Annotated in this window: 14 protein-coding genes, 1 tRNA gene and 4 pseudogenes; 9 read left to right on the top strand and 10 right to left on the bottom strand. The window is 53.6% G+C overall.

From position 1 onward, the window contains the following. The 6 genes from OOJ60_RS14005 to OOJ60_RS13980 form a co-directional block, all read left to right on the top strand. The coding region (locus OOJ60_RS14005; RefSeq protein WP_233470899.1) for a type VI secretion system Vgr family protein at window positions 1-863 on the top strand (863 nt) is incomplete at its 5' end. Next, the gene (locus OOJ60_RS14000) at window positions 860-1,288 is read left to right on the top strand and encodes a DcrB-related protein (protein ID WP_205612742.1); all 429 of its coding nucleotides are present in this window, start codon (window positions 860-862) and stop codon (window positions 1,286-1,288) included. The genes OOJ60_RS14005 and OOJ60_RS14000, both read left to right, overlap by 4 nt. 23 nt (window positions 1,289-1,311) lie before the next feature. Continuing rightward, the gene (locus OOJ60_RS13995) at window positions 1,312-5,757 is read left to right on the top strand and encodes an RHS repeat-associated core domain-containing protein (RefSeq protein WP_205612741.1); all 4,446 of its coding nucleotides are present in this window, start codon (window positions 1,312-1,314) and stop codon (window positions 5,755-5,757) included. Window positions 5,758-5,760: 3 nt separating this feature from the next. Beyond that, window positions 5,761-6,120 carry an Imm8 family immunity protein gene (locus tag OOJ60_RS13990; protein WP_187800882.1) on the top strand — a complete coding sequence of 120 codons (360 nt, stop codon included), beginning with the start codon at window positions 5,761-5,763 and terminating at the stop codon, window positions 6,118-6,120. 210 nt (window positions 6,121-6,330) lie between these two features. After that, window positions 6,331-6,723, top strand: coding sequence for an AHH domain-containing protein (locus tag OOJ60_RS13985; protein WP_205612740.1), 393 nt, complete (start codon window positions 6,331-6,333; stop codon window positions 6,721-6,723). Beyond that, window positions 6,720-7,352: a hypothetical protein gene (locus OOJ60_RS13980; RefSeq protein ID WP_205612739.1), complete on the top strand. Its 633-nt coding sequence runs from the start codon at window positions 6,720-6,722 to the stop codon at window positions 7,350-7,352. The genes OOJ60_RS13985 and OOJ60_RS13980 overlap by 4 nt, the downstream gene beginning before the upstream one ends. Before the next feature lie 66 nt (window positions 7,353-7,418). Here the strand turns inward: OOJ60_RS13980 and OOJ60_RS13975 are convergent. Next, window positions 7,419-7,729: pseudogene (locus tag OOJ60_RS13975) on the bottom strand (SymE family type I addiction module toxin). Between the two features lie 172 nt (window positions 7,730-7,901). On the opposite strand from OOJ60_RS13975, the pseudogene OOJ60_RS13970 reads away from it, so the two are divergent. Beyond that, window positions 7,902-8,393, top strand: a pseudogene (locus OOJ60_RS13970) (DDE-type integrase/transposase/recombinase); the annotation flags it as partial. Here OOJ60_RS13970 and OOJ60_RS13965 read toward each other — a convergent pair. The 8 genes and pseudogenes from OOJ60_RS13965 to aspA all read right to left on the bottom strand — a co-directional run. Beyond that, a pseudogene (locus tag OOJ60_RS13965) lies at window positions 8,302-8,701 on the bottom strand (tyrosine-type recombinase/integrase); the annotation flags it as partial. The pseudogenes OOJ60_RS13970 and OOJ60_RS13965 sit on opposite strands and share 92 nt — an antisense overlap. 156 nt (window positions 8,702-8,857) lie before the next feature. Next, window positions 8,858-8,933 (bottom strand) — tRNA-Phe (locus OOJ60_RS13960). A gap of 115 nt (window positions 8,934-9,048) precedes the next feature. Further along, window positions 9,049-10,086, bottom strand: a pseudogene (locus tag OOJ60_RS13955) (DUF1176 domain-containing protein); the annotation flags it as partial. 208 nt (window positions 10,087-10,294) lie between these two features. Then, entirely contained in the window at window positions 10,295-10,870 is a 576-nt protein-coding gene (locus OOJ60_RS13950) for a transcriptional regulator (protein ID WP_042289679.1), read from the bottom strand. Between the two features lie 36 nt (window positions 10,871-10,906). Continuing rightward, on the bottom strand, window positions 10,907-12,619 hold the full coding sequence (locus tag OOJ60_RS13945) for a protein-disulfide reductase DsbD (RefSeq protein ID WP_205612737.1): 1,713 nt from the start codon (window positions 12,617-12,619) through the stop codon (window positions 10,907-10,909). Continuing rightward, window positions 12,595-12,942 (bottom strand): divalent cation tolerance protein CutA, encoded by a 348-nt coding sequence (gene cutA / locus OOJ60_RS13940; RefSeq protein WP_200035724.1) that lies wholly within the window; start codon window positions 12,940-12,942, stop codon window positions 12,595-12,597. Before cutA ends, OOJ60_RS13945 begins: the two co-directional genes overlap by 25 nt. A gap of 118 nt (window positions 12,943-13,060) precedes the next feature. Beyond that, complete coding sequence (gene dcuA, locus OOJ60_RS13935; protein WP_042289670.1) at window positions 13,061-14,362, bottom strand: anaerobic C4-dicarboxylate transporter DcuA; 1,302 nt, start codon at window positions 14,360-14,362, stop codon at window positions 13,061-13,063. Window positions 14,363-14,476: 114 nt separating this feature from the next. Continuing rightward, the gene (aspA, locus tag OOJ60_RS13930) at window positions 14,477-15,913 is read right to left on the bottom strand and encodes an aspartate ammonia-lyase (RefSeq protein WP_042289667.1); all 1,437 of its coding nucleotides are present in this window, start codon (window positions 15,911-15,913) and stop codon (window positions 14,477-14,479) included. A 339-nt stretch (window positions 15,914-16,252) separates the two neighbouring features. On the opposite strand from aspA, the gene OOJ60_RS13925 reads away from it, so the two are divergent. Then, window positions 16,253-16,729: an FxsA family protein gene (locus OOJ60_RS13925; RefSeq protein WP_042289660.1), complete on the top strand. Its 477-nt coding sequence runs from the start codon at window positions 16,253-16,255 to the stop codon at window positions 16,727-16,729. Window positions 16,730-16,783: 54 nt separating this feature from the next. Here OOJ60_RS13925 and yjeH read toward each other — a convergent pair whose 3' ends face one another. Then, complete coding sequence (gene yjeH, locus OOJ60_RS13920; RefSeq protein ID WP_042289657.1) at window positions 16,784-18,034, bottom strand: L-methionine/branched-chain amino acid transporter; 1,251 nt, start codon at window positions 18,032-18,034, stop codon at window positions 16,784-16,786. A gap of 272 nt (window positions 18,035-18,306) precedes the next feature. On the opposite strand from yjeH, the gene OOJ60_RS13915 reads away from it, so the two are divergent. Further along, entirely contained in the window at window positions 18,307-18,600 is a 294-nt protein-coding gene (locus OOJ60_RS13915) for a co-chaperone GroES (RefSeq protein ID WP_000027827.1), read from the top strand. The last annotated feature ends 39 nt before the right edge of the window (window positions 18,601-18,639 follow it).

Below are 18,639 nucleotides of genomic sequence, written 5' to 3'. Positions count from 1 at the left end.
GTCCGGAGGGGGAGGAAATCTTCTGCGACGAACATGGCCGGGTGCGGGTGAAGTTTAACTGGGACCGGTATAACCCGGCGAACCAGGACAGCTCGTGCTGGATACGGGTGGCGCAGGCGTGGGCGGGGCCGGGATTCGGCAACCTGGCGATACCGCGGGTGGGGCAGGAGGTGATAGTGGACTTCCTGAACGGGGACCCGGACCAGCCGATAATCATGGGACGAACGTACCATGCGGATAACCCGCCGCCGGGGGGGCTGCCGGGGACGAAGACGCAGATGACGATACGGTCGAAGACGTACAAGGGCAGCGGCTATAACGAGCTGATGTTCGAGGACAGGACCGGTCAGGAGCTGCTGTCGATGCACGCGCAGAAGGACATGAAGACGACGGTACTCAATGATCAGAGTACGGCGATCATTCGTAACCAGAGTCTGGTAGTGGGCAATAACCGGTTGAAAGTCGTGACCGCCAACGAGGATGTCAAAATTGATGGACACCAGTTGCTCAATATTCGGCAGTTTCAGGAAGTGAATGTCAAAACCGATGTGACCTGTTTTAACGGCGGCGACAGGATAATGCAAAGCGCGGGAAACGTGGTCATCGGCTCAGGTTCCATGATCCGGCTGGAATGTGGGGAGAGCGCACTGGAGTTGCATGCCGGGGGGGTGATTAACCTTAAGGGCAAGGCGTTTAACATCGTGGCTGAGGGTAACAGTCTCATTACGACAGGCACAGCTATGCTGGGCCTGAATCCGGAAGAGCCAGCCCCGGCTATTGGCGTTGTCGGTAAAAACCATAAAAAAGACTTAACCAGCATTATACAGGGATTATTCCCCGAAGAGACGGGGGGCGGAAAATGAACACCCTTTACCGCATGAATGAAGGCCATCTGGCGCTGACCGGAGAAGACTGGCTTGACTGCACGATGCAGGTTATTCGCAATACCCGTACTCACACTTCACTGGTGATCACCCGCGCATTTATCCCCGAAGACAGAACGTTTGATGATGAACTGACATTTCAGTGGGCGCAGGTGGCGGCGCAGATCAATAACTTTCAACAGACGCCGCCTGTCGTATTAACGCTGCCTTTATTACCTGACTGTCCCGCCAGGGAAACGGCGGCTACATATCTTCGTGAACCTCACTTTTGCTGTCAGCGTCAGCTCGCCGTACTGATGCCGGAGCGGCGGCTATTGATGCTGACCTGCACCGTGTTGAATGCCTTTAGCGAAGAGGACGAACGGTTCTGGCAGCAGGTTAAAAATACGCTGGACAGGGACTGACATCAGACAGAGGACGTTATGCCATGAGCAATCCGAACGCCGCACGGCTGGGCGACGATATCATTCATACCAGTGTTCTGGCCGATATACTGGAGGGAGCTTTTGAAGCGGCTATTTGCGTTGCTGTTGGGGTCGTCGTGGTTGCCGCTGCTGCCCCTCTTGCCGCCGCGGCGGCAACTGCTGCCGGCGTGTCAGCTGCGACGGTTGCGGCAGCTTCAGCCGCCGCAGCGACCTGTACAGCCGCGGGCATTATCGGAGGGCTGACAGTTTCGTTGTCGGGGGCCGCTGAGGTTGTCGGCGATATCGCCAGGGGCGCGGCAAACTTTATCTCCCCCCCTTCGCCGCAGGGGAAAATTGCGACGGGCTCTTTAAATGTGCAGACCAATGGTCTGCCTGCCGCCAGAGCTGCAGGGCGTCTGATGACCGCCGCCGAAAACGCTACGCGGGAAAAAATGGAGGCGGAAGAGAAGAAACGGCGGGAAGAAGAGGAAGCCCGGATGTCCACCGGGATGAAAGTGCTGAACGGGGTGGTTGCACTGTTCAGCTATGGTAGCGAATTACTGGGAGAGATGGTTAACCCTGTCGTGGCCGGGCCGTCAGGCGGGGTGGTGGAAGCTGAGCATGATGGGGTGCTATGCGAAAAACACCCACCGAACCCGATACAGTTTATGGCCGAAGGGTCCTCTCAGGTCAGTATCAATGGTCTGCCCGCCGTACGTGCCGGAGATCGGACAACCTGCGGCGGCACCGTTTCCTCGCTGGTCTCTCCCAATGTCATCATCGGGGGTAAACCGGTTGTGGTTCGCCCCATTCATAGCGGCAAATCGCCCGGCGTGGAAACAGCGCTGCTCGCGCTTTCCATCCTGACGTGCCGGCCCACTAAGATACAGAAACAGCTTCCCTGCATGATCATGGGGATGGCGGCGGCAATGTTTGCCAGTAAGATTGGCGAATCTGTGCGGGCACTGTGGAATCCGGTACATGCCGCGACGGGCGCGAAGGTTCTGAGCGGGGAAGAGGACTGTGATTTTGAACTCCCGGCCCGTTTCCCTCTCATCTGGCAGCGCATCTACAACAGCCGTAACCCGCATGAAGGGCTCTTTGGTCGCGGCTGGCGCACCGCATTTGAAACCCGCGTGGTCAGGGAGGAGGAATACACCTGCTTCCATGATGAAGGGGGACGCGAACTCCGTTTTGTCTGTCCCCCGCCAGGTGAGGCAGGATTCAGTCCCGATGAAGGACTGTTATTTGCGCAGAGCGAACAGGGCATGGTGGTGATTGGTGATCTGGATGGCTCCACCTGGCGGCTCTATCTCCCGCACCCGTTAGCGCCCTCGCAGCTGCGTCTGCACCTGCTGTCGGATAATTATGGCAATGGCCTGCAGCTCCATTATGACGAACAGGATCGCCTGCAGGCGATTACCGATACACAGGAAAGTCTGCGGGTGGTGCTGCATTATCAGGATTTACACTCCCCGCAGCGTCCGACCCGGATCACCGAGCACATGCCCACCCCGGACACCCCCGGTGGCGAGCCGGTTCACCGGCTACTGATGTCCTACGACTACACCCCGCAGGGGGAACTGTGCCGTGTGACCGATGCGGATGATGTCTGCCTGCGTGAATTTGATTACACCCCGGACGCCCTGATGGCAGGGCACCGGATGCCCGGCGGGGCCCGTCACCGCTATCAATGGAAAAAGTTTAGCGACGGCTGGCGGGTGGTGGCCTGGGAGTCCAGCGAAGGCGACAGCGCCACGATTGGTTATGACCTGACACAGGGCGTGACCACCGTCACCCATGGTGGTGGCGAAACGCACCGGCATGAATGGGATCATCGCTATCTGGTGGAGAAGTACACTGATGAATCCGGGCAGGTATGGGGCTATGAGTGGAACGAGGACGAACAGCTTTCGCGTACCGTCGACCCGTCGGGTGCCAGCAGAGCATATCACTATGATAATGCGGGAAATATGATTCTGGAGACCGACCCGCTGGGCCGGGCCGTCTGTACGCGCTGGCTTGAAGACCGGGCGCTGCCCGTTCAGGTCAGCGGGCCGGACGGAAGCGTACACCAGTATTTTTATGATGCGAACTTTGGGCTGCGCGCAGAAATCAATGCACTCGGGCTGTGCTGCTATTACCGTCGTGACGAATGGGGCCAGGTCGTCGAATTCACAGATGAAAAGGGTGGCGTACAGCGCTTTCGCTGTAATGAGCGCGGGCAGCTTATCAGTGTTCAGGACTGTTCCGGGAAAACAACGCAGTACCGGTACGATGCGGCTTACCGGCTGGCCGAAGAGGTGGATGCGGCCGGGGAGAGTACCCGCTATGTTTACAGCCCGGCAGGCAGGCTGAAAAGGGTTTCCGGTGCGGAGGGGTGGACGGCCAGCCTGTCCTGGACGGCACAGGGGCTGCCGGAAAGTTACCGGGTGGGACACAGTAATCCGGTGCGCTGGCAGTATGACGCCTGCGGTCGGGTGAGTGTGGTGACTGACCCGCTGGGCCATACCGTGCGGCGTGAATATGATGCGCGCAGCCGCCTGATACGCCTGTATAACGAAAGTGGTGAGCTGTACCGGTTTGTCCACGGCATAAATGGGCGTCTGACGGAAGAACGGGGACTGGATGGTGTTACCACCCGTTACGAATACGATGTCTGTGACCGGGTGGTCAGTAAAACCTGGGCGGCCGGCACGCCGGATGCGCTGACGCACCGCTGGCAGTATAACGCAGCCGGGGAAGTGACCGATAAGCAAACCCCGGACGGGCACACGGTCTATCGATACACGACGGGAGGGATTCTGCAGGCGGCGCTGTTTTATCCGCCGGGAGCAGAGAGCCCTGCGCAGCGCGTGCTGCTGGAGTATGACCGGCTCGGCCGGCTGACGGCGGAGGAGAACGACTCAGGGCGGGTGAGCTACGGCCTGGATGAACTGGGTAACCGGACATCCGTTCAGCTACCGGATGGTCGCAGCCTGAAGACGCTGTATTACGGCAGCGGTCATGCGCTGAGTATCAGCCTGGATGAGCGGCTGATTACGGAATTTACCCGTGACAACCTGCACCGGGAAATCAGCCGAACGCAGGGCGGCCTGACGATGCGCACGCGTTATGACCGACTGGGGCGGCAGGCGCGCCGGGAAATCTACCGCAAAGAGAATGGGATGCGCCCGGCGGAGGCGTGGCACTGGCAGTACGACAGCCGCCACAACCTGCTGAGTGAAACGCAAATCAGCGACTACCGCTATCAGGGTTACCATTACGATGACGGTGACCGCGTCAGTCACCACGACACCAGTTTTCGTGGGGTGACGCATCATATGTACGATGCGGCAGGTAACCTGCTGACAGCGTCGCAGGCTGGGCTGTCGCTGAAGCATAACCGGCAGACGCAGTGCGGTAATGGTGCGTGCAGGTATGATGTTTACGGCCGGATGGTGCAGAAAACGGGCCCGGGTGGCCTGTGGCGCTACGGTTATGACAGTGAACACCGGATGAAGGAAGCGGTGCTGGACACGCCGGACGCAGCCGGGGCTGGAAATACGCGACACAGGGTGACTTTTACCTATGACCCGTTTGGGCGGCGAACAGAAAAGCGCAGCGTGGTGACGGTATCCGCACCGGATGACGACGGTGTCACCGTGACGCAGGAGGTGACGACATTTGTGTGGGAAGGGTTCCGGCTGCTGGGGGAGACGCGCAACGGACAGGCGCTGGTGTACGTGTATGAAGGGGCGGGGAGTTACACGCCGCTGGCGAGGATTTACGACACAGGTGACAAACAGCGGGTGGACTACTACCGCTGCAGCCATAACGGTATGCCGCAGGCGCTGACGGATGAGGACGGGAAACTGCACTGGCGTCAGGATGTGGAGACATGGGGAGAAACACGGTCGGAATACGCGGATGAAGAGGGCAACAGGTGGAGGAAGAAATGGGATGGCGCGCCGGAAGAGAACCTGCGGTTCGCGGGTCAGTATCTGGACAGGGAAACGGGGCTTCACTACAATACGTTCAGGTATTATGCGCCGGATATGGGGCGGTTTATTACGCCGGACCCGATAGGGCTGAAAGGCGGGTTAAACCTGTATGCGTATGCGCCGAATCCACTCAGTTGGATCGATCCGCTTGGGCTATTGGCTGGGTGCTGGAAAAAGAAACTTCGGAAGATAGACGATGCAGTAAGAACACCAGGGAATTCCGGCCTTAAAATGACCCTTAGCCGAAGAGAGGCAAATCGTTTAGGTAAAGAGTTTGTTGGTGAGGGGTACTCAGTCGTACGAGGTAAAAAAGGAGAACTATGGTACATTTCTGCTAATGGAAAACGGATGTACAGAAGCCCTACACCGAAAAGTTCTGATTATGCAAAAACGGGTAAACAGGCGAATTTCCATGAACGAAAAAATGTAAATGATAACTGGTGGGATTCTCAACGAGTATCGAATGTACACGTACATGTGGAATAAAATATGAAGTTAATTATTAAATTTGCATGTGTTTCTGATGGTGTAAACTTACGCGCATGGGAGCCAACGGATAACAAAACAATATCTGAGTTCATTTATCTCGAAATTGGTGAGAAAGGGAAAAAAAATTCAGATGGATTTACTATAAGGGTTGCAACCCCCGAGGGGCTTAAAAACCTTTCACCTATAAATAAAATTATTGCAGAACGCCCTTTGATTATCATGAGTGAGTATAATTTTCAGGAACTATGGAAATGGCTTGAAGATGTAGTTTCTTCTTGTGAAGGAGATACGTGGCTTCAAAGCATCGAACATCTTAAACGATATTTCGACTGGGAATATGATAACTATAAAACTAGTTAAATTCTCCGCATAAGCTTTAACTCGAGTAGTTATAACTTAAGCGTTTTGTTAGTGTATGAACGAAACCGGCAGTATGATCCGACGATAGGGTAGATTCGCTGTTCTGACCCGATAGGGCTGAGGGGCGGGATAAATCTTTATCAGTATGCGCCGAATCCGTTAAGCTGGATCGATCCGCTTGGTTTAACAGCTAAAGATTTAGGAATAAATATGTCGGATGCTGGCCGCCCTCTTTCTCCAGGACAGACTCCGCATCATGCAGTGAAAGAAAATGCAACTAATGTATATGCGCAAGGATCTCGTGATATTCTTGATCGAAGCGGACTTCATCCTGATGTAGCTGAAAATGGCGCAAGACTTTGGGGTACACATCCAAATCAGGTTGCACAACCAGGACATCCAGGACGGATTACTGCCAGAAATACTGGGAATTATCACGCAGGAACACATATTCATGGTAAGGATAATGACAGGCTTATATATAAAATATTAAGATCTGCCGAAAGAAAAGGTGCGAGCATTAGCAATGTTCTTTCGGAAATTACAGGAAGAATGGAAAGCGGTCAGTGGAAAAAATCATTTAAATCGTGTGGTGGGAAATGAATATTATCGAAAACGACTTTATTAAAAAAGAGATAGATGAACTGCACAATAAATTTATTTTTTATTCTAATAATGTTTTTACCACTTATGATAATTGCAAATCAAAAATATGCTCGTGGGAGTATTCGCTTGGAGCTAGTAGAGATATCATACCATTTGAGCGCCTTGTTCCATCGGTCAATAATACACAAGGTCGGGTGCTGGAAAAAATGACAAAATCTAGTCGTGAGTCCAAAAATTTAGTTGCATATGGATTTAATAATGACGGAAGAATTATTCTCTCAAAAAGAAAATTTGATAAAGATGTTGAAAAATATGGAGAGAATGTCAGAATGGTCGATGGGTGTTTTATATTGAATGCACATATATACGAATCTTATCCTGAAAAAAACAAGTTATTATCTATCTGTTATTCATATGAAAGAGATAGCTTTCACTATTATTTATCTATAAGCCCTCCTCGTGATTGGTTTGTTAGAATTGATAAAATCATAAATAATAAAATAATTAAAAGTTCTATGTTTGCAACCAATTGGTTTAAGCAAATAGATTTTGACTTTATATATGATGATGCCGATAATCTAACTAAAATAATGATAGATGATTTTACTCATTGGAAAAGCAATTAATAAAATAGCCGGAAGAATAAATTTTCTCCGGCTCATTATTTTATTTACCCATCGCCGTTTATTTCACTAAACAACAACATCCTTAATTCCTCTAATCACCTGTTTAGCCTGATAAAGCTGCTCACGCAGTTCCTGCATCTCGTCCCCGTCCGCCATCAGTACAATGCACCCCTGTGAAATCTTCACCGTCACGCCCCCCCGGTGTCAAATCCCGCCTCTTTTAACCAGTCGCCTTTGAGGGTCAGGCAGGGGTGGGATGAATAGTAGGTTTTAGTAATATTCCGGCGGTTTTCGTGGCGGACCCGGACATAGCTGACTTTGTAGCGGCGCTGTGTTTTGGAAATGGTGACTTCTGGCGTAACATCGTGTTCAGCCATGATTAACTACCTCGATTAGTTGGTTGTGGTGAGCGGCTGTTACAGGCGGCCACCTGTAGCAGTCGCGTTAAATATCAACGTATTACCTTCATTACCTGCTTCATCTTCTCCTGCGTGATCGCCATATACGAATGCGGCAGATCACTTCCTGATCGTCTGCTTTAAGCTCATCAACCTGCTTACAAAGCTTTTTCCGAACCAGAAGTATGTGGGTGACATCACGTATCTTCGCACCGGTGAAGGCTGGCTGTATCTGGCCGTGGTTATAGCCCTGTGGTCGCGGTCAGTCATTGGCTGGTCGATGTCCTCGCGGATGACGGCATAGCTTGCCTGCAATGCGTTACAGATGGCGCTGTGGCGGCGTAAACGCCCGGAAAACGTCATCGTGCATACAGACACAGGAGGTCAGTACTGTTCAGCGGCTTACCAGAGCTAACTGAGACGCCATAATCTGCGGAGCAATAGAAGCGCCAGCGGCTGTTGTTACGATAATGCCTGCGCGGACAATTGATGGCGCCGTCACAGTGCCTGCGGCGGTCCAGGTCCGGAGCAATTTGAAAGCCAGAACCTCGCTCTGCAATGTCCATTGCGCCAATATCAGGGAAGACGCCGCGTTTCAGACAGGTCAGGATCTTGTCCGCGTGGTCTTCTGACCATAACTTAAGGCAACTGGTGTGCCACGCGGTGGCGATGTACTGAAAGGTGCGCGTACCGTCAACGGCGGCTTTTTTCGCCTTGCGGGGCAGGGAAGGGCAAACACCCGATACCAGCAGTTTACGCGCGGGCTTCCGCCAGCGTGACCAGCGGATAAGCGCCGAAGGCCAGACGATTTTCTTTACCCTCAAAACGGTAGCGGAAATACCATAGCTTAGAGCCACTGGTGGATACCGTCAGGTACAGACCTTGTGCGTCGGTGAGCTTGTAGGATTTTGCGAGGGGTTTCGCGGCGCGGATCTTGTTGTCAGTTAACATGAGGGACTCTCCATTCATCGAACTGAATGACCCGCAATCTGACCCCTGATTTTCCGGATACGTAGGGATAAATCAAAACGCATCTGGAAAGATTTTTACGCTAACTCACTGAGTGACAAACAGATAGGGATTTATAAGGAAGCATAAAAGGAAAGGTGGTGCCCGGACTCGGAATCGAACCAAGGACACGGGGATTTTCAATCCCCTGCTCTACCGACTGAGCTATCCGGGCAACGGGGCGCATTAAACCGTAATCACGCCCGCCAGTCAACCAAATTTCCTTAAAAGCAGTTCAACTGCTTAACTTTGCGGCGATTCGGGTACAATTCAGCGATGTTAGCCCACCATCACAGTGCGCCGTGATCGCCTTCCCGAAACTGCCAGTCGCTTTTTATCGACGTTGCCTGGCGCAGGCCGGAGATCGCATAGCCGCCCACAATATCACCTTTCCCAGCGGGCGAGCTAAGGACAACCTCGGCATCCACACCATGGTTATAAAATCCGTGATGGCTGAAGACGGTGCCGATATAACATTTCTCGTTTAGCCACACGGGAATCAGGGCGACGGTTTCTATGGTGTAATGGCCTGCCACGCCGCTGCTGTACCATTCCGCGTCTTCTGCTGAGATGCCTTCAGGAACCGGGCAGATAGCGGTGTCAGGCTGGTCAAGCGGGAGGTCTTTAAGCAGATGGTCCTGCATGACATCCAGCGTCCTGACTAGCCCCGCCTTGTCCTTGTCGCTCAGCGCAGGGGTCAAAGGGCGGCCTTCTTCTGCTGAGTCGATGACATTGAGCGTATAGCGATAGCGGAGGGTTACTACCGGCACCTTATTGTCTGTGCTGAACGGACGCAGCAGATAAATGTTATCTTCGCCAAAGACGCCGTTGAACCAAAGCGCGTACACCTGGCCGTTGATACGTACCCACTGGCTCCACTGGTTAGCACCGCGGCCATTTTCCGAAAATAACGCGCCGGGTACCCCAAAGTCATCGTCGTTAGCGTTTTCATTCACGGTAAAGAATGCGCTCTCACCCCGTTTAAGCACGCCGGTATAGCTGAAGAGGCCCGTCCCGCCAATATAACTGTCGATAATGAGATCGCGCTTGCCATCGCCGTCCAGATCAACCAGCGTAAAATTCACCTGACCATTTTCTGCATAAGCGCGAATGTTGGAATGCAAAAATGCCCGCCATTCATCGTCACTGATTTCCGGTGAGGGTTTTGACGTCGGCTGCGATGAATCTTCCGTGTATGAAAGGGTGAATCTGGTGAGCTGGCCCGTCAGCGGGAACCGTTTGGCGATGTTGCTGAGATCGAGTTCAGGATCGGTTTTTTGTTGATCAATTAAGGCCTGATGAAGTGTTTTCAGGGCGACATTATCGCTATACCCGACCGCCCGGCAGGCGCTCGTGTTATCACAGGCGACTTCCCGGTCTTTATGAGCAAATGAAACGCCGTTTAGCGGTGCGGCGAAGAGGGACGAAGAGAGAAGGCCCGTCAGAAGGGCGCAGGACAAGAGACGCATATAATTCCTTTTATTGGGTCGGTGCTGGCGAAATTATATGCGATTCAACGATGTAACGAAATGAGAATCAGGTCAGCGCGCCGCCCTGACGGCACTGGGCGAAGCGCAGAATGTCCTCCGCCAGACGGTGCGCCGTCTCCACGTCGGCCTGACTGCGGTTAACCAGCATGCGACTCAGGCAGCCTTCCAGCACCAGTTCCATCTGTTTTGCAACCATTGCCGGGTCGTCAACTTCCAGCGTGGTGAGCAGTTCGTGGGTAAAGTCATGCGCTGCGCGTTTTTGTTGATCCGCAAGTTGATGAATGGGATGCGCGGGATCGGGGTAAAAGGTGCAGGCGGCGATAAACAGGCAGCCGGGATAACGGTTATTGCTGACACATTCGGTTAGCGCCGCGTAGCGCGCCAGTAGCTTTTGTTCAGCGGTTTGAGTGTCGTCCAGCATCAGTTGGCGGCGCCAGATGTCTACCTGCTGACTCAGATAACGCAGGGCGTCATACAGCAGGGCCTCGTCGTCGGGCCAGAAACGCAGCATCTCTTCGAGCGGATAATCAACGCGCTCGGCCACCATCTCCAGCGTGGTATTGGCAATCCCATGGATCTCTAATAACTTTAGGGCTTCTGCCAGAACATCTTCACGTTGCACGGTATATTCCTCCCACTTTGCTGTTGCAAGTGTCGCTCACGGTTGGCGATCGCGCAAATGCGCGCTAAAGGTTGCGGCGTCCATAAAGCCTGTTACTCGCGCCTGCGGGTGCTCCTGACCTTCTGCGTCAAAGAAAAGAATGGTCGGCAGCCCAAGTACCTGTAAATGCTTCAGCAGCGCCACGTCCTGGGCGTTATTGCCCGTGACGTCAGCCTGTAACAGCACCGTGTCGCCCAACGCCTGTTTCACCTGCGGCGCGCTGAAGGTGTATTTCTCGAACTCTTTACAGGCGACACACCAGTCGGCGTACAGGTCGAGCATCACCGGTTTGCCTTTGGCCTGCGCCAGCGCCTGATTAAGTTCGTCGATATTGGATACCTGTTTAAAGCTCAGATGCGACTGCGTCTGCACAAGGGACGCGCCAAACGCCCAGTCCTGTAACGGACGCACGCTGACCAGCGCGGCCGCCAGCAACATTATCTGGACGAGACGTATCCAGCCGCGCGTTGCCTGCAAACTGGTGATAAACGCCCAGCCAAAGAAGGCGACGCCCAGCAGCGACCACAGGCGTAAGCCCCACGTATCGCCAACGATCCGCTCCAGCAAAAAGACCGGTAGCGCGAGGATCACAAAGCCAAACGCGGTTTTGACCTGCTCCATCCACGGTCCGCTTTTTGGCAGCAGGCGATTGCCGAAGACGGTGACCAGCATCAGCGGTAGCCCCATCCCGAGCGCGTACAGGTAAAGCGTGCCGCCGCCAAGCCACATATTTCCGCTTTGCGCGATATACAGCAGAATGGCGCTGAGCGGCGCGGTGGTACATGGCGAGCAAATCAGCCCGGCGATAGCGCCCATTGCAAATACGCCACCCGCAGAGCCGCCCTGCTGGCGGTTGCTCATCAGCGTCAGGCGAGTTTGCAGTGACGACGGTAATTGCAGCGTAAACAAACCGAACATCGACAACGCAAGAAGGGTGAAGACTATCGCGAGACCCACCAATACGTAGGGATGCTGAAGCGCGGCCTGGAACTGCAAACCTGCCGCAGCGACCACCAGGCCCAGCGCGGTATAGGTCAGCGCCATCCCCTGCACGTAGATAAAGGTCAGCAGCAGCGCCCGTCCGGTAGAGAGACGTTGTTTACCGCCCAGCACAATCCCGGAAATGAGTGGATACATCGGCAGTACGCAGGGCGTAAAGGCGATGCCAATGCCAATCAGCAACGCCCACAGCGCCGTGAAGGGAAGCTGCGCAGGCGGCGGTTCTGGCGGTTGAGCAGATTGCGGCGGGGCTGGCGTCGCGGCAGGCTGGGGCGCTGTGCTGGCAACCACTTCGCTTAGAGGGACGGTTTTTGTTTCCGGCGGATAGCAGAAACCAGCATCAGCGCACCCCTGGTAGGTGACCGTCAGCGTCGCGCCAGCCGCAGCCTGTAGAACATTGACCGGAACAGTCAGTCGCTTGCGGTAGATTTCACTTTTACCGTAGAACTCATCTTCATGCCAGACCCCCGCCGGGAGCGTGACGTCGGCAATTTTCGCCTGAGCAGACGTGATGTTAATCTGCTTGCGGTACAGATAATAACCGTCTTTCACCTGCCAGGTGAGGTTCAGATCGTGTTGGTTTTGCTGAAAGTCAAAGGCAAAGGCCTGGTCAGCAGGAACAAAATTCGAGCGTCCCGGCGCGTCGAACAGTCCCGCGAAAGACGATGTGCTGCAAAGTAGCAGGATCAGCGTAAGGATGCGTTGAGCCATGAGAGGTAATCACTGTCTCCGTGAGTAACGGGTAAAACCAGAAGTTCGGGCGTTTGATAAGGATGATGCGACTTCAGGCAATCGAGTAAGGCTTGCTGGCGCGCCACCGACGTTTTCAGGATCATTTGCACCTCATATTCCTGCTCCAGCTTCCCTTCCCAGTAGTACAGAGAGGTCGCGCCGGGGATCAGCGTGGCGCAGGCGGCCAGCTTTTCAGCCAGCGCTTTAGCGGCCAGATCCTGGGCAGTGGCTTCATCCGGTGCGGTGCAAAGCACGACAACGGCATCGGGGATGGACTCGTCCTGACGGCTAACATCAAGCATAAACACCTCGAATGAGAGAAAGACCTGCAACGAAGGGGTCACTATACAATGGACGGCGGAAGGATGTTAGACAAAGGGAGGGGAAAAACGGGGCGTGAATACGCCCCGTGGGTCATACTTACAGCATGAAGCTGCCCAGCAGGAAGCCGAAGCAGACCGCCAGAACCACACCCAGCGTACCAGGGATGAAGAACGGGTGGTTGAAGACAAACTTACCGATACGCGTGGTGCCGGTGTCGTCCATTTGTACCGCCGCGACCAGCGTCGGATAGGTCGGCAGGATAAACAGACCAGAAACCGCCGCAAACGATGCGACCGCCGTCAGCGGAGAAACGTTCAGCGCCAGCGCCATCGGCATCAGTGCTTTTGCGGTTGCCGCCTGAGAGTAAAGCAGCGCAGAAGCAAAGAAGAAGATCACCGCCAGCAGCCACGGATGGCCCTGAATCACTTCACCCGCAGTATCTTTGATCCAGTCGATGTTGTGAGACACGAAAGTGTCACCCAGCCATGCCACGCCCAGGATACAAATACAGGCGCTCATACCGGCTTTGAAAGTACTGGAGTTGAGGATAGCGTCGGTTTCCACTTTGCACAGAATAGTGGTCAGCGTCGCGACGCTCAGCATGATGATCAGGATAGCATTAGTGGTGTTCATCAGCGGCTTCTCAACCAGACCGAGGCTTGGGCTGTTGATAATCGCGTAAACCACCACGCACACCACGCCCAGCAGGAACAGCCAGACGGAGCTTTTCGCCATTGGTTTGATGTCAATCTGCTTCTCACCGCGCAGTTCAATCAGACCTTCTTCCAGACGTTTACGGTATACCGGATCGTCAGAGAGTTTTGAGTTGAACAGCATGGTGACCAGGAAGGACATCACCAGAACCGCCAGCAGCGTGGACGGAATGACCACGGACAGCAGGTGGATGTAGCTAATGCCATGACCTTCCATCACAGAAGACATATACACCACCGCTGCGGAGATGGGCGATGCGGTAATCGCAATCTGTGCGGAAACCACTGCGGTGGACAGAGGACGACAAGGCTTGATGCCTTGTTCCTTCGCCACTTCAGCGATAACCGGCAGCGTTGCCAGAGAGATGTTCCCGGTGCCTGCGAAAATAGTCAAAAAGTAAGTGACGATCGGTGCGAGGATCGTGATGTATTTTGGATTACGGCGCAGCAGCTTTTCCGTCTGGTTAACCAGATAGTCAAGACCGCCCGCGACCTGCATTGCGGAGATGGCAGCGATAACCGCCATGATGATGGAAATGACATCGAACGGGATATTACCGGGTTTCACGCCGATAGCGGCAAGAACCAGAACACCCAGCCCACCTGCAAATCCAATACCGATGCCCCCTAGTCTGGCGCCCAAAAAGATTGCCAGCAAAACAATGATAAGTTCGACAACTATCATATTAGCCTTCCTTGTTGTTTAACAAGTTGATATTAAATTGTTGTTATTTGGTAACTTCTTATATGAAAAAGGGCACGTCATCTGACGTGCCCTCTTTGGTACTACCCTGTATGATTACTGTTCGCTTTCATCAGTATAGCGTTTTGCTTTGTAAGCAGGGTGCATCAGGTTTTGTGCGGAGAAAATATCGTCTAGCTCTGCTTCAGTCAACAGACCACGCTCCAGCACCACTTCACGGACGCTCTTACCGGTTTCGGCGCAAATCTTACCAACGATGTCGCCGTTGTGGTGGCCGATGAACGGGTTGAGGTAGGTGACGATACCGATAGAGTTGAAGACGTACCCTTCGCACACGTCTTTGTTAGCGGTGATACCGTTAACGCATTTTTCCAGCAGGTTATAGCAAGCGTTGCTCAGAATGTGGATAGATTCGAACATCGCCTGACCAATAACGGGCTCCATCACGTTCAGCTGCAACTGACCCGCTTCAGACGCCATGGTAACAGTGGTGTCGTTACCAATAACTTTGAAGCACACCTGGTTTACGACTTCTGGCACAACCGGGTTCACTTTGGCTGGCATGATGGAAGAGCCCGCTTGCAGTTCCGGCAGGTTGATCTCATTCAGGCCAGCACGTGGGCCAGAGGAGAGCAGACGCAGGTCGTTACAGATTTTGGACATCTTCACGGCAAGGCGTTTCAGCGCGCTGTGCACCATGACATAAGCGCCGCAGTCAGAGGTCGCTTCGATCAGGTCTTCAGCCGGAACGCAGGCGAAACCTGTTACTTCCGCCAGTTTCTGGACAGCCAGCGGGGAGTATTCTTTCGGGGTATTCAGACCGGTACCGATAGCCGTTGCGCCAAGGTTAACCTCCAGCAGCAGCTCGGCGGTACGCTCGATGTTTTTCACTTCTTCTTTCAACAGGACGCTGAACGCGCGGAATTCCTGACCCAGCGTCATTGGCACCGCATCCTGCAACTGGGTACGACCCATTTTCAGGATGTCCTGGAATTCGACAGCTTTACGCTCAAAGCCTTCACGCAGCTGGTTAATGGCGTCGATCAGTTTAACGATAGAGGCGTAAACCGCGATGCGGAAACCGGTTGGGTAGGCGTCGTTAGTAGACTGACATTTGTTCACGTGGTCGTTCGGGTTCAGGTACTGATATTCACCTTTCTGGTGACCCATCAGCTCCAGCCCGATATTGGCCAGCACTTCGTTGGTGTTCATGTTAACGGAAGTGCCCGCACCGCCCTGGTAGACATCTACCGGGAACTGGTCCATGCATTTGCCGTTATTCAGGACTTCATCACATGCGGCGATGATTGCATTCGCCACACTCTTAGGAATGGTTTGCAGCTCTTTGTTCGCCAGAGCCGCGGCCTTCTTCACCATTACCATTCCGCGCACAAACTCAGGGATATCGCTGATTTTGCTGTTGCTAATGTAGAAGTTTTCAATCGCTCTCAGAGTGTGAACACCATAGTAGGCTTCAGCTGGAACTTCCCTGGTACCCAACAGATCTTCTTCGATACGAATGTTGTTTAACATGTGAACCTTCTTTTTTAAAGCTGCCAATGAATGCACTAAACACACAGAACATATGTGGTTTCGATTGTTTCTTGACCGACGATTATCCCCTCCGTCAGTCTGGTATACGAGATCATATGCTGCTGCAGGAATTGTGCCGTAATCTGGATCACTTTAAGTGGTACTAATTACCCCTTAATTATTATTTTGTGAAATATGTCACCGCTTCAGGATTAACTCCAAAAATAAGTGTACAAACAGCTTGAAATTTTGCGAACTACCCCAACAACTGACTAATGCGAATCGCAACCAATTTCAGGCCGACGTGGGTGAAACGGCGGTCTGCCACAGGAGAACCCCTTGCGCTGGATACCGTTACTTGCTGTCTTTCTCTATGTTTATATTGAGATTTCTATCTTTATTCAGGTCGCCCATGTGTTGGGCGTGCTGATGACCCTGATCCTCGTCATCTTCACGTCGGTGATTGGGATGTCGCTGGTGCGTAACCAGGGATTTAAGAATTTTATGCTGATGCAGCAGAAAATGGCGGCGGGTGAGAGCCCGGCGGCGGAGATGATCAAGAGCGTGTCGCTGATCATTGCCGGTCTGCTGCTGTTGTTGCCTGGCTTTTTTACCGACTTCCTCGGCCTGCTTCTTTTATTACCCCCAGTGCAAAAGCATCTGACGATGAAGCTGCTGCCGCATTTGCGTTTTTCCCGAATGCCGGGCGGTGGATTTAGCGCCGGAACGGGCGGCGGCGAGACGTTTGACGGCGAGTTTCAGCGTAAAGATGAAGAGCGTGACCGGATCGAACATAAAGACGATCGCCGCGATTGATTGCTTTGTGACCGTGCAGGCCCGGAACGCTGTGCGTCGGCCGGGCCACTCGAACTACAACCGACTTTCCACTTTTTTCCGTTTCGGCAAACACAGCCATAATCCGGCCAGCATCACCAGCGCGTACAGGCTTTTCCAGCCCACCATCGCCAGCAACAGCAAACACAATGCCCCGCCAACCACCGCCAGCGCGCGGTAGCGACCTTTCAGCAGGCGGCATCCGGCCAGCATGCACAGCAGATAAATCATGATAAAGATGCCGTTGGCGTAGACGATCAGCGCATCAAGATTGATCTCCAGCGCGTAAATACACAGTGTGCTGACTACACAACAACCCAACACGGCATTCAATGCATTACGCGGAATGTGGCGTGGCGAGAGGCGGGCCAGATAATGATCGGGCTTATATTGCGCCTGGGACCACACCAGGCGGGCAAAGCTCTGGATATAAATATTGAGGCTGGCAAAGCAGGCCAGATATCCAATGACGCAAGCCACCCACAGCGCCTGCACGCCAAACAGCCGCACCACGATGTCAGGCAGCGATGCTGCGGCCGCCATTGTCTCGCCATAGGCGCCAAAATGCAGTACCACAACGGTGCAGCCCCAGTAGACGGAGCCCGCCAGCAGCAGGCCAATCATCAGCGCGCGGGGGAAATCGCGTTCCGGTTTTTTAAATTCAGAGGCGAGATGAGCGAACGCTTCCAGACCCACAAAACACCAGAACATCACCGACAGCGCGGAAAACAATCCTGACATCTCTATTTCGCCAGGGGCAGGGAAGGGGATTTCCGCCGGTTTCAGGTCGCCTGCCCACCAGATAGCGACAATCAGCGCGACGATAAGCCCGGCAATTACCGATTGCAGATTGGCGCTGGAGCTGGCGCCGCGCGAACCGATGTACCACACCAGCGCCAGCGTGCCCAGTTCCGCGAGCAAAAGCTGCCAGCCGTGCCAGCCAAACATCGCCTGGCCAAATCCGGCGGCGATATGCAGGGCGGCGGGGAGCCCCACGGGGATCACGGATAAAAACAGCCAACCGGTGACGCGTTCCAGATGTGGACCAAACGCCATGCCGACGAAATGAGCGACGCCGCCCGCGCTGGGGTAGTGGCGGCCCAACAGTGCAAAGACAATCGCGATGGGAAACACTAAAACGATCAAAATTGGCCAGGCCCACAGGCTATTGTTGCCTGCAACCAGCGCCGCCAGCGCCGGAACGGCGAAGACGCCGGTGCCTAATAACGATGTCGACAACAGGCCGATGCCCTGAGCCAGTCCCAGCTCTTGTTTCAGTCCACTCATGAGAAGTTATCCGGTTGCGCCTGGTGTCAGGCAACTGCGCAGATTTTCGATGGTATCACAATCAGATTTGCTTATGACGCAGGCGATTAAATAGACGAGAAATGTGAGGTAAGCCGTGTTTTTACAGGATTTTTCGCTGAAGAAAATTTTTTTTTGCGTTACCCCTTGAAGGGGTAAAACCCCATCCCCATCTCTCTGGTCACTAGCCGGGGAACCTTTACGGGCCGGCGTCACCCATAACTGATAAAGACCTTCTCAAAGGAGAGCTATCAATGAGTATTCGTCCGTTACATGATCGTGTGATCGTCAAGCGTAAAGAAGTTGAATCCAAATCAGCTGGCGGCATCGTACTTACCGGTTCTGCAGCGGGTAAATCAACACGTGGCGAGATCATCGCTGTCGGTAAGGGCCGCATCCTGGATAACGGTACCGTGCAACCGCTGGACGTGAAAGTCGGCGACATCGTGATTTTCAACGATGGTTACGGTGTGAAGTCTGAGAAGATCGACAATGAAGAAGTGTTGATCATGTCTGAAAGCGACATTCTGGCAATTGTTGAAGCGTAATTAACGCACGAAACTGTACGAATTTGAGGAAATAAGAAC

The organism is Citrobacter sp. R4 (assembly GCF_026719175.1).
GTDB lineage: Bacteria > Pseudomonadota > Gammaproteobacteria > Enterobacterales > Enterobacteriaceae > Citrobacter_A > Citrobacter_A sedlakii.
This window is presented reverse-complemented; position numbering and strand designations above follow the sequence as displayed.

Bases quoted from the DNA above. Each gene is read 5' to 3' on its own strand.
- OOJ60_RS14000 (WP_205612742.1), top strand. From the start codon at position 860: ATGAACACCCTTTACCGCATGAATGAAGGCCATCTGGCGCTGACCGGA.
- OOJ60_RS13995 (WP_205612741.1), top strand. From the start codon at position 1,312: ATGAGCAATCCGAACGCCGCACGGCTGGGCGACGATATCATTCATACC.
- OOJ60_RS13990 (WP_187800882.1), top strand. From the start codon at position 5,761: ATGAAGTTAATTATTAAATTTGCATGTGTTTCTGATGGTGTAAACTTA.
- OOJ60_RS13985 (WP_205612740.1), top strand. From the start codon at position 6,331: ATGTCGGATGCTGGCCGCCCTCTTTCTCCAGGACAGACTCCGCATCAT.
- OOJ60_RS13980 (WP_205612739.1), top strand. From the start codon at position 6,720: ATGAATATTATCGAAAACGACTTTATTAAAAAAGAGATAGATGAACTG.
- OOJ60_RS13945 (WP_205612737.1), bottom strand. From the start codon at position 12,619: ATGGCTCAACGCATCCTTACGCTGATCCTGCTACTTTGCAGCACATCG.
- cutA (WP_200035724.1), bottom strand. From the start codon at position 12,942: ATGCTTGATGTTAGCCGTCAGGACGAGTCCATCCCCGATGCCGTTGTC.
- dcuA (WP_042289670.1), bottom strand. From the start codon at position 14,362: ATGATAGTTGTCGAACTTATCATTGTTTTGCTGGCAATCTTTTTGGGC.
- aspA (WP_042289667.1), bottom strand. From the start codon at position 15,913: ATGTTAAACAACATTCGTATCGAAGAAGATCTGTTGGGTACCAGGGAA.
- yjeH (WP_042289657.1), bottom strand. From the start codon at position 18,034: ATGAGTGGACTGAAACAAGAGCTGGGACTGGCTCAGGGCATCGGCCTG.
- OOJ60_RS13915 (WP_000027827.1), top strand. From the start codon at position 18,307: ATGAGTATTCGTCCGTTACATGATCGTGTGATCGTCAAGCGTAAAGAA.